The sequence below is a fragment of the Magnetospira sp. QH-2 genome (assembly GCF_000968135.1).
Classification (GTDB): domain Bacteria; phylum Pseudomonadota; class Alphaproteobacteria; order Rhodospirillales; family Magnetospiraceae; genus Magnetospira.
This window is the reverse complement of the sequence record NZ_FO538765.1, coordinates 1,897,752-1,912,808: the sequence shown is the minus strand read 5'-3', so window position 1 is coordinate 1,912,808 and position 15,057 is coordinate 1,897,752. Positions and strand designations below refer to the sequence as shown.

The following is a 15,057-nucleotide window of genomic DNA, read 5'->3' as shown; positions in this document are numbered from 1 at the left end:
CTAATGCCCTAACAGGCTGCTTCTGTAATCGAGTCATTTGAGTTTATTATCCCCATAACATCTCCCTGGCATCCCCTCTCTATTCACTGCACTTCACTGTCAAACTCCACCACCAAAAGGTGGATTCCACCCTTTGGTGGATGAGTCACACCTGGCGAAGTGGTATGGTAAAGGTGGGTCTATCCAGGATTTCCGCAGTCGCGAGAGCCAATAGAATGACCTTCCTGTGATCTTGATCACTTCGTGACCACGGCAGATTTTGATAGACTTTCGATGAATTCAGGAAAGCGCCCTGGGACACAGGTCCCTTGGCAACCGGTAGACAAACCACTTGGCATGGGATCGGAATTAGTCATATGAAAACCTTGGACATGGACTTCGGCGGCACTTCGGGCAACGGGAGCGCCTTTACCGCAACGGTCGACGCGGGCACCGAACAGGTTGTTCTGCCGACGGAATTTGGCATGGCCACGGCGGAATACGACCGCGAGGGCTCGGACCTGATCATGACCGGCAGCAACGGTGACAAGGTGGTTCTGGTGGACTATTTCGCCCAGGACGAGGCGCCGGATCTGGCGACCGCCGACGGCGCGGTCATCACCGGCAGCGTGGCCAGCAAGCTGGCCGGACCGCTGGCTCCGGGCCAGGTGGCGCAGAGTGAAATCGCCGCCATGGAGGGCATGGCCCCCATCGGCCAGGTGGACACCACCACCGGCACGGTGACCGTGACCCATGCGGACGGCACCAAGGAAACGCTTGCCAAGGGCGATTCCGTTTACCAGGGCGACATTCTTGAAACCGCTTCCGACGGCGCGGTGGGCGTCATTCTGGCGGACAATTCGGTATTCTCGCTGGGCGAAGGTGGCCGCATGGTGCTCGACGAGATGGTCTATGACCCGGGCAGCCAGGAAGGCTCGGCCTCCTTTGCCCTTCTGACCGGCGCCGCGACCTTCGTGTCGGGCCAGATCGCCAAGTTTGGCCAGGATGCCATGGTGGTGAACACCCCGGTGGCCACCATCGGCATTCGCGGCACCAAGGTATTCCTGGAAACCGATGGCGACTCCATTCAAGCAGTGAACCTGCCGGAGAGCACCCTGCGCGGCGAGACGGTGGGCGAGATCGTGCTGATGAGCCCCTCCGGCGACACCCTGGGCACCATCAACAACCTGGGCGGCGGCTGGAACTGGACGCCGTCGGCCTCGGCGACGCCGACCTCGTTCCAGATGGACTCTGCGCAAATTCAGAACATCGTCACCCAGGTGAGCACCATCCTTCCGCGCACCCTGGAAGAGAAGGCCCTGGACGTGATGGACCGGTTGCAGGACATCCGCACCAAGGCGCAGGAAGCCCGCGAGAACGGCGACGAAGCCAAGGCCGCCGAGCTGGAGGCCGAGGCCGAACAGGCTGAAGCCGAATTGGAAGCAGCGCTCCAGGAAGTCGAGGAGAACCTCGGCTATGACGTCAACATCGAAGACGAACTGGGCCTGGGTGAAGGCCTCGATGAGTTCGATACCGCCTCGGGCGGTGAAGAAGACGGCGGTCAGGGCGGAGACCTGTTCGGTAGCCGCAGTGGCGATGAAATTCTGCTCGATATCATCAATCAGATTCAGGGTAATGATGATGGCGGTGGTGGTGGTGGCACCACCGAGGACACGGACGATGAAGATGATGGTGATGGTGACGTCACCACGACCGAGGGCGACAACGAAGACCTCCCCACCATTGACGACACCCCCATTCCGGAAGCGACGGTCTTTACCGGACAAGTGGTCGACGGCTACTTGGCCGATGCCCTGGTGTTCGTGGACGTCAACCTGAACGGTGTTTGGGACGCGGGCGAAGATTACACCTACACGGATTCCTCCACGGATTCCTCGGGCAATTATTCGCTTTCAACAACGCAAGAAGGCGTCCTGACCACCTCCGGCGGCACCGATACCCAAACCGGTCTGGCTTTTATGGGGGTTTTGAAGGCCCCCATGGTGGAAGGTGTGGCGACTCCGGTCATTACGCCTCTGACCACGCTGATTCAAATTCAGGTGGAGAGCGGGGTTGATCTGGCGACGGCACAGGCCAACGTGGCCAACAGCCTGGGGCTGACAGGCTATGACCTGCTCGACGCCGATCCGCAGGCCCTAGCCGAAGCGGAGGACGTGGAATTGATGCGCCAGTCGGTGATGGTCGCCAATATGGTCAATCAGGTCGCCGGTGCCCTACAGGGTAAGGGCGTGAGCCAAGCCGACGCCTTGAGTCAGGCCTTCGAGTCCCTCACCGGCTTGACCGATGGCGGCATTTTGGATCTGATCAATTCCGGCAATATGACCTCTTTGGTCAGCGATGCGGCCGCCGGGGCTGGCGTGACCATTTCCTCCGCGGAAGCACAAGCCGTGGGCGGCGTTCTGGCGGGCGCCAACCAAGCCATTGAAAATATCAACTTTTCCGACGACTCCGATGCCTTCCTGAATAGCCTGGCCGCGACCTCGGCCTATATCCAGGACGAATTGTCCCAGACCATTCAGGACGTCTCCAGCGGCGCATCCAGCGTAGACCTGTCGTTGCTCGCCGATCCCATGGCCATAGCCGAGGTCGCGGGCCGCACCGGAACCGGCGGTGACGATATTCTTATCGGCACCAACAACGAGGACAACCTCAATGGCCGGGCTGGCAATGATATCATCGACGGCGAGGCCGGGGACGACGTGATCCTGGGCGGCACCGGCAATGACGTGCTTTCCGGCGGCACCGGCAGCAATGAGATCGACGGTGGCGCGGGCACCGATACGGCGGTGTTCGCCGGTCAATTGTCCGACTACGAAATTCGCATGACCGAAGACGGTAGCTTCCAGGTCAACAAGCTGGACGAATCCAGCTCCGACCTTGTAACCGGCGTGGAGTTTTTCACGTTCGAAGGCGATGAAACGACATACGCAGTTGGCGACGTGGGCGCCATCCCCTTCTCGGAGCTTTCCGGAACCGAGGGAGATGACTTCCTTGTGGGCACCAGTGGTGATGATGTCATCGACGGTTACGGGGGCATGGACCTGATCGTTGGCCTGGGCGGCGATGATGTCCTGACCGGCGGTGCCGCCATGGACCTGCTGATCGGCGATGGCGACGAAATCAGCGGCTCCTCCATCAATCCGCAGCCGGGCGAATGGCTCGATATCGACGAATCCGGTACCCCGACGGGCTTCGAGGTTGGCGGCAACGACAGCCTGGAGACCGCACAGAACATCGACGGCACCTTCGTCAATGCCGCCGACCCGTTGGTTCAGGGGTCGGCACTCTATGCCCATGCATCAATCTATGGCACCGGTGACGGGACCTACGATTGGTACAGCTTCACTGTCGATGAGGCCGGAACCACCATGCTGTTCGACATGGATTTCGGCTATGACGATACGGACTTGAACGGAAATTCGGACGATTTCGATCCCTACCTCTACCTCTACGACGCCAGCGGCAACCAAATCAATTCCGACGACGACAGTTCGCCGCTCGATCCGGGGTCCGTGGACAGCTATGACAGCTGGCTGGTCCATACCTTCAGCGAGGCGGGAACCTACTACATGAAGCTCGCCGACTACCCGCAGTACGCCATTCCTGACGGGTCGGACTATCTGTTCCAAGTCACTGACTTTGGCACTGGCGACAGCGTCGGCGGCGATGACTACCTCGATGGCGGCGCGGGCGCCGACCTGATGCACGGCGGGATCGGCAACGACACCCTGATCGGCGATGGCCAGGACGCCATGCTGGGTGGCCTGGGCAACGACACCCTGACCGTTAACGCGACCAACAGCGACGGCAATATGCTGTTCATGTACGGCGACGGTTCCATGACCGAGGACTTCGGCGATTTGCTCAGCTACTTCGATTATAGCTTTGGCGAAGGGGGCTATGACTACGGGGAAGGGGGTTACGACTACGGTGAGTTCGGATACGACTACGGGGATTTCGGTTATGACTATGGCGAAGGCCAGGAGATTCCCTTTGATGAATGGTCCTTCATCGGTGACGAGTATGCCGGCGGCAACGACACCCTGACCGTCAGCGGCGACATTTCGGTCTACGAGGATATCGAGATCGGCGGTGGCTTTGGCAATGACAGCATCACCATAGGCGGCACCCTGAGAGCCGAGTATGGCTACATGGAAATCTGGGGTGGAGCCTATTACGGCGAAGGCGAGGGCGCATTTGCCGACAACGACGCCATCACCATCCAGAGTGGCGCCGAGTTGTTCGCCTACTACGATGTCTACATCGAGGGGAACGCGGGCAACGACACCATTGATATCTTCGGGTCCGTGACCTCCCAGTGGGACTATGTGGAAATCTACGGTGACGATGGCGATGACACCATCACCGTCAGCGCCGACGCCACCCTCACCGCCTACGACGATGTGGAGATCTGGGGCGATGACGGCGACGACATCATCACCGTGGCCGGGACCCTGACCTCCGTAGACGATGATATCGAGGTCCAGGGCGGCTACGACAACGACACACTGACCGTCAGCGGCACGCTGACCGCCGCGGATGACTTGGAAATAGAGGGCGATTCGGGCGATGACAGCTTGACCGTCAGCGGCACCCTGACCTCCACCGGCGCTGACGTGGAAATCTATGGCGACGACGGCGACGACACCTTGGATGTGAACGCGACCATCACCGCCTATGACGAAGTGGACATCGAAGGCGGAGATGGAGACGACACCATGAGCGTCTCCGGCACCATCACCGCCCAGACCTACGACGTGGAGATCGAAGGCGGATATGGCGATGACATCATGACGGTGTCCGGAACCATCGTCAGTGAAGACGATGACGTGGATATCGATGGTGGGTACGATAACGACACCATGACCGTTGACGCCACCATCACCGCCTACGAGGACGTGAGCATCGACGGCGGCCAGGGCGAGAACATCATCAACGTGACGGGCTCCCTGACCGCGCTGACCGACGACGTGGTCATCGACACCGGTTGGGGCGTGGGCGAAGGCGGCACCGGCCAGAATATCCTGACCGTGGACGCTACCATCACCGCCGACGACGACGTGGAATTCTCCGGCGGCGACAATGATGACACGATCCTGGTCGGCGGCACGGTCGCGGCCCACGACGACATTGAAGTGCTTGGCGGTGCCGGTGATGACACCATCTCCCTCAATGGTACCTTCAGCGCCATCGACGGCACCAACGGTCTTAACGACGAAGGCAACGACGACGAGGATATCCGCATCGAAGCGGGTTCCGGCGACGATACCATCGCCATGGCCGGTTCCTTTACCGCCTCCGACGATATCAAGGTGATGGGCGAGGATGGGGACGACACCATCACCGTCAACGGCACCTTGACCGTGACCGGCGACCCGACCAATACCGATACGGCGGATCAAGCGGTCAACGAGATCCTCATCGACGGCGGCGACGGCGATGACACCATCACCTTGCTGGCCGATGTGGACGGCGTCAGCCTGTCCGGTGGCTCGGGCAATGACATCCTTACCGGCGGTGCCGGGGATGACCTGATCGACGGTGGAGCGAACGACGACGTCCTTGATGGCGGCGACGGCGACGATACCGCCCTATTCTCGGGCACCATCGCTGATTATCAGTTCGCGGCGGTGCGGGAAGAAACCGTGCTCGACTTCAGCACCGGTGGTACCGCCGACTGGGATGTCATTCCACAATCCTACGGAGACAGCGCCCTCGTCGATGTGACCTACCGCTCCCTGTCGGTGGATGGCACCCAATCCTACGACACCATGTACTACTGGAGCACCGGATACAGTGATCTTGTGGACGTGGCCTTCGGGGACTACGACAACAACGAAACCGTGGGCCAGATCACGCTGGAATCCCAGCTGGGTGGCGCGATCACTCTGGACGGCTTCGACCTGGGCAACTGGGGTTCGGGTACCCTCGACATCACGGTGCAGATCCAGGATCTGGATACCGGGGATTGGTCCACACTCACCACCGTCGGGGTCGACCCGGCTTATGCAAGCCATGTGGATATCAATATGACCTCGAACTCCGGGTTCGTCATTCAGTTCGGTCCGGATGCCTACTATGGCGCCATCGACAACATCGCCTACTCCGTGGAAAGCAGCGATGTGGTTTCGGTGGTCGGAGCCGATGGCAGCGATGTGATCACCAACGTCGAAACCCTGAGCTTCGATGACGGCGATTACGACCTGTTCAGTGGCGACGATCTGGATAATTTCCTCACCGGCAGCAGTGGTAATGATCTTCTGCTCGGCGGTGCCGGGGCCGATACCCTGATGGGCGGCCAGGGCGCCGATGTTTTGGACGGTGGGGCTGGAGCGGACGTGTTCAAGTACCTGTTCGATAACATCGTGGACGAAGGCGGCGATACCATCCTCGATTTCGGTGCCGACGATTCCTTCTATTTCCACGGTTTCGACGGTCCGATGTTCTGGGGCTATACCAGCTTCGGCTATGGCGATAGCGGTAGTTCAGGTCCGATGATCAACGGTACCTTCTTCAACATGACCAGTGACGGTGTGGCCTATCAGGGAACCATCGGCAGCTTCGTTGATGAGCTTCCCTTGAGCGATGGGCAGTCGGTGTTCGTGTTCTACTCCGAAGGCACCGGCGACGATCAGACAGGTCACCTCTACTATGCACAGGGAGGCTCCAGCTCGAATTCCTACTCCCAGGTGGCAACCATCAATTTCGAGGACCAGGCGGCCGCAGAAAGCTTCGGCACGGGGAACATGGGAGCGGGCCAACGAGACGGAGAGATTCCGCTCAACTGATCCCACCCCAATGGACCGAAAACGGCGGCCTCGAAAGGTCGCCGTTTTTGTATCTATTCGGCCCTCGATCCCGTCGCGTTTGATCGGATTCGCCCCCCCCTGCCCATTGGCAGAAACGATCCAGAGGACTATCCTGGCGCGTGTCGGGACCCATCGGACCCGCTGGACAGGCGCGACCCAATTGGACTCAAACCCGACGTGGTTTAGTCTCCATGGCTCCGCCCCATATAAGGACATGCGCATTCGTGACCATCCAGTCCCAATCACCCTTGCCGACCCTGCATATTGATCTGGTGGTCGATACCATCTGTCCTTGGTGCTATATCGGGCGCAGAAGGCTGCAAAAGGCTGTGGCCCAGCGACCGGGATTGGATATCCGGGTGCGGACCCGTTCCTTTCTGCTCAATCCCAACATGCCCGACGAAGGCGTTGATCAGGTCACCTATATGTCCCGGCGTTTTGGCAATGAACAGCGCATCGGACGCATTCTGGATGCGATCGAGGACGTGGGCCGGGCCGAAGAGATCCCGTTCAATTTCGAGCGGGTCGAGAAGGTCCCCAACAGTCTCAATTCCCATCGGCTGATTCGATTGTCGGCGGATTTGGGACGACAAGAACAGATCGTCGACGCCCTTTACGAGGCCCATTTCGTTGATGGCCGCGATATCGGTGACCCTTGGACCCTTATCGATATCGCCGCCGAAAATGGTTACGATTCAGAAATGGTGCAGGGATACCTTGAAGGATTGAATGGTGTCGAGCAGGTATTGACTGACAATGCCTGGGCCCATCGTCAAGGTATCAATGGGGTCCCAACCTACCTGTTCGAAGGCGGCCCTGCCCTGTCCGGAGCCCATGAGCCCCAGGTTCTGTTGCGTTTGATTGATGTGGCCAAGGAATTGGCGGGCCAAACCCTGCTCCGGGACGATTAACCCGCAGCCACTTCCGCCAGACCGATCATCAACCGCCGCACTCCAATCACCCGATGGTCACCCTGGGGCCAATTGCGCCGATAAACCATCTTGTGATCCGGGCGTAGCTTGGCGGTGCCGGTCTGCTTGGTAATGAAGGCCACCAGCCCGGCCGGATTGGGAAAGCTGTTTTCGTGGAAGGTCAATACCGCCCCCTTGGGCCCGGTATCCACCTTGGCCACATGGGCCTGTTTGCAAAGCTGTTTAATGACCACCGTCTGCAACAGGTTTTCCGCTTCCGACGGCAAGGGGCCGAAGCGATCCAACAACTCCGCCGCGAATCCCTCCACGGCATCCCGAGTGTCCAAAGTAGCCAGGCGGCGATAGAGTCCCATCCGTACCCCCAGGTCCGCCACATAGGTATCGGGAATCAGAACCGGGATGCCTAAGTTCAATTGCGGGCTCCAATCGCGTTCCATGTCGGCCAGACCGAGCCCCTTGGCCTCGGCCACGGCCTCTTCAAGCAGGTGCTGATAGAGTTCGATGCCCACTTCCTTGATATGTCCAGACTGTTCCTCGCCCAACAGGTTTCCGGCGCCGCGAATGTCCAAATCGTGGCTGGCCAAGGTGAATCCGGCGCCCAGAGTGTCCAAAGTCTGCATGACTTCCAGTCTTTTCTGCGCTCCGGCTGTCAATTTCCGACCCGGCGGCAGAGTCAAATAGGCATAGGCGCGCTTTTTTGAACGACCGACACGGCCCCGCAACTGATACAATTGAGCCAGACCGAAGCGGTCGGCGCGATGCAGGATGATGGTGTTGACCCGCGGCAGGTCCAAGCCGCTCTCGACGATGTTGGTACAGAGCAAAAGATCGTATTCGCCATCGGTGAAGGCGGTCATGGTGGCGTCCAAATCCGTCGGCGTCATGCGTCCATGGGCCACGGCCACCCGTATATCGGGAACAAGGCTGTGCAAACGTTCCTGCTCGCGGCCCAGATCCTCGATCCGTGGACAGACATAGAAAGTCTGGCCGCCGCGATAATGTTCGCGCAGGATCGCCTCGCGCAGCACCACAGGGTCTTCCGGCGTAACGAAGGTGCGCACGGCCAAGCGATCCACCGGCGGCGTGGCGATCAGGCTCAGCTCCCGCACCCCGGTCAGGGCCAGTTGCAGGGTTCGCGGGATCGGCGTGGCGGTCAGGGTCAGCACATGCACATCGGACTTGAGCTGTTTCAAACGCTCCTTGTGCTTGACCCCGAAGTGCTGTTCCTCGTCGATGACCAATAGACCCAAGTCCTTGAATGTGTTGCCTTTCACAAATACAGAGTGAGTACCAACAACGATATCGACGGTCCCATCGGCGAGCCCGGCCTTGGTTTCCTTGGACTCTTTCGCGGTCACCAGGCGGGACAATTGCCGCACCCGCACCGGCAGATCCTTGAACCGTTCGGTGAAGGACTTGTAGTGCTGCCGACTGAGCAATGTCGTCGGCACCACCACCGCCACCTGCTTGCCCGCCATGGCCGTGGCAAAGGCCGTGCGCAAAGCCACTTCGGTCTTGCCGAAGCCAACATCGCCACAGACCAGCCGATCCATGGGGCGGCCACGACCCAGGTCCTCGATGGTGTCATGGATGGCCCGCAATTGGTCGTCGGTTTCCACATAGGGGAAACCGGAACAAAACTCGTCGTACAAACCTTCGGGGAGACTAAAGGGCTCGGCGGATTTCAAGGCCCGCTGGGCGGCGATCTCGATCAGCTTGTCGGCCATGTCACGGATGCGCTTCTTGAGCTTGGATTTGCGCGCCTGCCAGCCCACACCGCCCAGCTTGTCTAGCTGAACACCATCCGTTTCGGATCCGTAACGGGACAGAGTTTCAATGTTTTCCACTGGAACGAACAGCTTGTCGCCGCCATCATAGATCACCCGCAAGCAGTCATGCGCCGCCCCGGCCACGTCGATGGTTTCCAGGCCTTCGTAGCGCCCGATTCCATGCTCAAGATGGACAACCAGGTCTGTTTCACTCAGCGTCGACGCTTCGGAAATAAAGTTTTCCGCCCGAATACGGGTCTTGCGGGCCGGACGCACCAATCGATCGCCGAGAATGTCCTGTTCGGTGATGACGGCAAAACCCTTGCCGGTGAAGCCGCGCTCGAAGCCGGCCACCTCGATGACCAGATTGCCGTCTTTCCCATTCAGGAACGAGGCCCAGCCGCGTCCCTTGGCGAATCCCTCGATCCCGTGATCGGCCAGCACATGGAGCAGGCGCTCCCCTGCCCCTTCGGTCAAAGCAACCAATAAAATCCGCCGCTTTTCCTTCTTCAGGTCCTTTAGGTGTTCAGCCAGGGCGTCAAAAACATTCTCCCCCGGACGCGAGCGCACATCGCCAAAATCCCGGCCCATGCGCCCATCGGCCGACCCGGTGCCCAGACCATCGGGCAGATCAAAGGGTGAGAACTGAACCGCCCTCCCATCTACTAGTAGATCCCGCCAAGTGTCCTCGTCAATATAGAGTCTTTCCGGAGGCAACGGTCTGTAGGCGGGCCCCGCCGCCAGGCCTTCTATACTCAAGGCATCCAGACGGGCTTGATAATGCTCGCGGATTTGTTCCGCCCGCGCTTCTACCGCTTCATCCAGCTGATGGTCCAGCACCAACGGCCAGTCGCCCAAATAGTCGAACAGGGTTTCCATGCCCTCATGAAACAAAGGCAGCCAATGCTCGAAGCCGTCGGCCCGGCGTCCGGCGGAAATTTCCTCGTACAACAGATCCCGCGTGCCCTCGGCCCCAAACAGATCCCGATAGCCGGTGCGGAAGCGGGCGATGGATTCCTCATCGAACACCACTTCGCCAACGGGCTGCAGCGTCAGGCTGTCCACCAAGCCGATGCTGGTCTGGTTGACTGGGTCGAAGGCGCGGATCTTCTCCAACTCATCGCCGAAAAAGTCCAGCCTTAATGGCGCGTTCAGCCCCGGCGGGAACAGATCGACAATCCCCCCGCGCACGGCATATTCCCCGGCCTCCATCACCGTTCCGGTGCGGTGATATCCGTTACGCTCCAAAAATCCGGTCAGCTTGTCCAGGGGCAGATCGTCCCCCGGCTTGGCGGTCAGGGAACAGGCGGCGAAGACGGCGCGCGGCGGCAGCTTCTGGGTCGCCGAGGAGACCGTCGCCAGCACCACGCCTACCTTTCCGGTGTTCTGGGCCAGGGCGGTCAGAGTGGCCAGTCGGCGGGCCACCACCTCGCCCTTGGGCGACACCCGGTCATAGGGCAGGCAATCCCAAGCGGGCATCTGCAAACACGGGATGTCGGGGGCAAAAAAGGCCAAGGAATCGGCCATGCGCGCCATATGGGCCTCGTCGCGGGCAATGAACAGCAGCGGACCATGCTTGTCGGCCAGACGCGACAACAGCAGGCCGTCAAAGCCTTCGGGGGCGCCGCCCAGCTGCAGACGCCCGGTCAGTTGAAAAAGGGAATCGAGGTGTATCAAGGCTTCAGGTTATTGTCTTTAAAGGCCCGCAGGCGTTTCATCAGATCATTGTCCAGGGCCGCCGGAGGCTCTTGCTTGCCGGTGATCCAGTTCAGCAGATCGTTGTCCCCTTCTTTCAGAAGCGCCTCGAATTGATCGACCAGAGTCTCGCTCATGTCGGCCATGAAGGCATTGGCAAAACCGCCAAGCAACAGGTCGGTTTCCTGCATGCCCATATGGTTGGCGCGAAAGAGCAATCGTTTGCGGCGAGGATCCAAGGCAAAGGTTCCGTGTACTGTCCGAGTGGTTGGCCCTAGGATATAACGGTAAGCACCGTTCCTGTCAGCCACCGAAAACGCCATGCGCCCCGAGATCCTGTTTCCCTTGTTCAAGCCCCTGACCGCCCTGGATGGCGTCGGGCCGCGCATTGCCAAGCTGATCGAGGGCCTGGCAGGGCCCCATCTGGCGGACCTGCTATGGCATTTGCCCAGCGGGTTGGTGGATCGGCGGTTCTCGCCCAAGGTCGCCGAGGCGCCGCCGGGAGCCATCGCCACCCTGACCGTCACGGTGGATCACCATATCCCGCCGCCACGCCCCAAGCTGCCTTACAAGGTGTTCTGTTCCGATGACACGGGCACCCTGACCCTGGTGTTCTTCCATGCCCACGGGGACTACCTGAAGCGGCAATTGCCCGAAGGCACGACCCGCTTGGTCAGTGGAAAAGTCGAGGTGTTCGGCAACGACATTCAAATGCCCCACCCGGACCACATGGTGCCACCGGAAGACGCCCACAAGGTGCGCATCGTCGAGCCGGTCTATCCGCTGACCGCAGGGCTGACCCTCAAACGCTTGCGCCATGGCATCGAAGGCGCCATCGCCATGGCCCCGGACCTGCCGGAATGGCAGGATGCCGCCTTCCGGACCCGGGAAGGCTGGCCCGATTGGCGGACCGCCCTGGGACAGGCCCACGCGCCCGAGGAGGCCCAGGATCTCGAACCCCTCACGCCGGTGCGTCGACGACTGGCCTATGACGAGCTCCTGGCCAATCAACTGGCTCTGGCCCTGGTTCGATTGAACATGCGTCGGCTGAGCGGCCGGTCCATCAACGGCGACGGGTCCCTGCGCAACAAGCTGATTGATGCCCTGCCCTTCGATCTGACCGGCGCGCAGCAACGCTCGGGCCAGGAGATTGCCGCCGACATGGCCTCAGACTCGCGCATGCTGCGGCTGTTGCAGGGGGACGTGGGCAGCGGCAAGACGGTGGTCGCCCTGGCCGCCATGCTCAATGCGGTGGAATGCGGCTCCCAGGCCGCCCTCATGGCGCCAACGGAGATTCTCGCCCGCCAGCACATCAAAACCATCACGCCTCTGGCGGAAGCCCTGGGGCTTCCGGTGGTGCTTCTGACCGGGCGTGAAAAAGGCAAGAAACGCCAAGCCATTCTCGATTCCCTAGCTGACGGATCCATCCCCCTGGCCATTGGCACCCATGCGCTCTTTCAAGACGATGTGGCGTTCAAAGATCTCGGCATGGCCATCATTGACGAGCAACACCGCTTCGGCGTCCATCAGCGCCTGACCCTGGCCGCCAAGGGGCGGGCGGTGGATGTGCTGGTCATGACCGCCACGCCGATCCCCCGCACCCTCATGCTAACCGCCTATGGGGATATGGATGTGTCGCGGCTGGATGAAAAGCCGCCGGGTCGCAAGGCGGTGAGCACGCGTGTTCTGCCCAATTCCCGTCTCGAAGAGGTGGTGGCGGGGATTCGTCGCGCCATGGACTCTGGCGCCCGGATCTACTGGGTCTGTCCATTGGTGGAAGAATCGGAAACCACCGATGCCGCCGCCGCCGAGGCCCGCCACGAGCATCTCAAGGAAGTGCTGGGCGACCGGGTCGGTCTGGTCCATGGCCGTATGAAGGGTACCGAGAAAGACCGGGTCATGGCCGCCTTTGCCTCGGGGGAGCTGTCGGTGCTGGTCGCCACCACGGTAATCGAAGTGGGGGTGGACGTGCCCGAGGCGACGGTCATGGTCATCGAACATGCGGAACGCTTCGGCCTGGCGCAATTGCATCAGCTCCGGGGCCGTATCGGGCGCGGCGAGCGGGAGTCTTCCTGCCTCTTGCTGTATGCCCCGCCCCTGAGCGAGACTGCCCGCAAACGGTTGGAAGTCATGCGCGAGACCGAGGACGGATTCCGCATCGCCGAGGAAGACTTGAAGCTGCGCGGTGCCGGGGAGCTATTGGGAACCCGGCAGAGCGGCCTGCCGGAATTCAAGCTGGCCGACCTATCGGTCCATGGGGACCTGCTGGCAGCGGCGCGCGACGATGCGCAATTGATTATTGATCGGGATCCGGACCTGAAGAACGAACGCGGCCAGAATCTGCGTACCCTGCTTTATCTGTTCGAGCGCGACGCGGCGGTACGGTTTCTGCGGTCGGGTTAGCGGTCCGCCAAGGCCAACTTCGCGCCCAGGGCGGCGAAGCAGCCGGCAAAGCCATAGCGTAGCCAGGCCATCACCCGGGCGTTGCCGATCACCCGCTCTCTGACCGTTGACGCCAACAGGCCGTAGACCACGAACACGGCAAAAGTCATGGCCATAAACACCAATCCCAGGCCGATCATTTCCATGGTCGGCGTCGCCGTGCCCGGGCTCACGAACTGGGGCAGGAAAGCGAAGAAAAACAACGATAGTTTGGGGTTCAGAATATTGATCAGAGTGCCTTTGATGGCGATATCGCCATAGGACCGCGCCCGGGTCTCCCGTTCGACCAAAAGCCCGCCCTTCTCCCGCAAGGTCAGCCAGGCCAAATAGAGCAGGTAGAGCACCCCGGCGATCTTCACGATCTGAAACAGCACCGCGCTGGCATGCAGCAGCGCCGCCAGCCCGAGCACAGCGGCCAGTAGATGCGGCACGATCCCGATGGTACAGCCAAATGCCGCCGCGATACTGGGTTTCGAGCCGCGTCCCAGGCCCACGGCCAGGGTATAGAGAACCCCGGTTCCAGGGGCTAAGACCACTACCAACGAGGTAATCAGGAATTCAGGACTCATTGCTTTCCAAGTCTGTCTTTTTGACCGGCGTCGCGGCGGTGCCCGGTTCATGCGTCGGCGCCACGGACCGTTTGGAGACCAGGACGGGGGCATTCTCATGCTCGCGCAACGTATCCACGTCCTCGTAAACCTTGGCCGAGGTCAGGGGCTTGGCCTGTTGTTCCGCCGACCGCCGATCCGGCGGCGTGACAATGCCGCCGGAAATGACCATCTTGATGGCCTCCTCCACCGACATATTCAACGGGATGAGATCGGTCTTGGGCACGAATAACAGAAAACCGGATGTCGGGTTGGGCGTGGTGGGCAGGAAGATATTGACGCATTCCTCTTCGGTGAGGTTCTGCACTTCACCCTCGGTGCGGCCAGTAATGAAGGCCACGGCCCAAATCCCCCGGCGCGGATATTCCACCAGCACCGCCTCGCGGAAGGCCTGTGAACTCTGCGCCAATACGGTTTCGAGGATCTGCTTGGTGGCGCCATAGATGGTGCGCACCACAGGCATGCGGGCTAACAGGTTCTCGGAGAATTTGAGAAACAACCGACCGACCACGCCCGCCGTAAAGGCACCGATGAAGATCAGGACGACGACGATAACGATCAAGCCCAGTCCCGGCAGGCCAAACGGCAGATAGGTCTCGGGATTGTATTTATCTGGGATCAGCGTGCCGACCCGCTCATCGACGAAATTGATGAACAAATAGGCCAAGTATACGGTAATGGAGATCGGCGCCGTGACCAGGATACCGGCAAGCAGATAGGCCCGCAGGCGCTTGGCCAAGCTCATTTGAATAGGGCTCGTTTTTTTACTCTGGGGTTCCGTGGTCTCGCTGCTCATGCCTTC

Annotated in this window: 7 protein-coding genes; 3 read left to right on the top strand and 4 right to left on the bottom strand. The window is 60.5% G+C overall.

The annotated features are described in order from the left end of the window. The first annotated feature begins 356 nt into the window (after window positions 1-356). Both MGMAQ_RS21545 and MGMAQ_RS08985 read left to right on the top strand, forming a co-directional pair. Window positions 357-6,788, top strand: coding sequence for a FecR domain-containing protein (locus tag MGMAQ_RS21545; protein ID WP_046021274.1), 6,432 nt, complete (start codon window positions 357-359; stop codon window positions 6,786-6,788). Window positions 6,789-7,033: 245 nt separating this feature from the next. Then, complete coding sequence (locus tag MGMAQ_RS08985; protein ID WP_158498825.1) at window positions 7,034-7,720, top strand: DsbA family oxidoreductase; 687 nt, start codon at window positions 7,034-7,036, stop codon at window positions 7,718-7,720. Here the strand turns inward: MGMAQ_RS08985 and mfd are convergent. Both mfd and MGMAQ_RS20375 read right to left on the bottom strand, forming a co-directional pair. Beyond that, the gene (gene mfd / locus MGMAQ_RS08980) at window positions 7,717-11,187 is read right to left on the bottom strand and encodes a transcription-repair coupling factor (RefSeq protein WP_046021273.1); all 3,471 of its coding nucleotides are present in this window, start codon (window positions 11,185-11,187) and stop codon (window positions 7,717-7,719) included. The two genes, MGMAQ_RS08985 and mfd, sit on opposite strands and share 4 nt — an antisense overlap. Beyond that, a complete protein-coding gene (locus MGMAQ_RS20375; RefSeq protein ID WP_252508705.1) occupies window positions 11,184-11,444 on the bottom strand; it encodes a succinate dehydrogenase assembly factor 2 in 261 nt (86 codons plus the stop codon). Before MGMAQ_RS20375 ends, mfd begins: the two co-directional genes overlap by 4 nt. Before the next feature lie 82 nt (window positions 11,445-11,526). Here MGMAQ_RS20375 and recG point away from each other — a divergent pair, with 82 nt between their 5' ends. Continuing rightward, on the top strand, window positions 11,527-13,608 hold the full coding sequence (gene recG, locus MGMAQ_RS08970) for an ATP-dependent DNA helicase RecG (RefSeq protein WP_046021272.1): 2,082 nt from the start codon (window positions 11,527-11,529) through the stop codon (window positions 13,606-13,608). Here the strand turns inward: recG and MGMAQ_RS08965 are convergent. Next, window positions 13,605-14,216: a LysE family translocator gene (locus tag MGMAQ_RS08965; RefSeq protein ID WP_046021271.1), complete on the bottom strand. Its 612-nt coding sequence runs from the start codon at window positions 14,214-14,216 to the stop codon at window positions 13,605-13,607. The genes recG and MGMAQ_RS08965 overlap by 4 nt on opposite strands. After that, window positions 14,206-15,000, bottom strand: coding sequence for a DUF502 domain-containing protein (locus MGMAQ_RS08960; protein WP_065814686.1), 795 nt, complete (start codon window positions 14,998-15,000; stop codon window positions 14,206-14,208). Before MGMAQ_RS08960 ends, MGMAQ_RS08965 begins: the two co-directional genes overlap by 11 nt. Window positions 15,001-15,057: the final 57 nt, after the last annotated feature.

Bases quoted from the DNA above. Each gene is read 5' to 3' on its own strand.
- MGMAQ_RS08960 (WP_065814686.1), bottom strand. From the start codon at position 15,000: ATGAGCTTGGCCAAGCGCCTGCGGGCCTATCTGCTTGCCGGTATCCTG.
- MGMAQ_RS08965 (WP_046021271.1), bottom strand. From the start codon at position 14,216: ATGAGTCCTGAATTCCTGATTACCTCGTTGGTAGTGGTCTTAGCCCCT.
- recG (WP_046021272.1), top strand. From the start codon at position 11,527: ATGCGCCCCGAGATCCTGTTTCCCTTGTTCAAGCCCCTGACCGCCCTG.
- MGMAQ_RS21545 (WP_046021274.1), top strand. From the start codon at position 357: ATGAAAACCTTGGACATGGACTTCGGCGGCACTTCGGGCAACGGGAGC.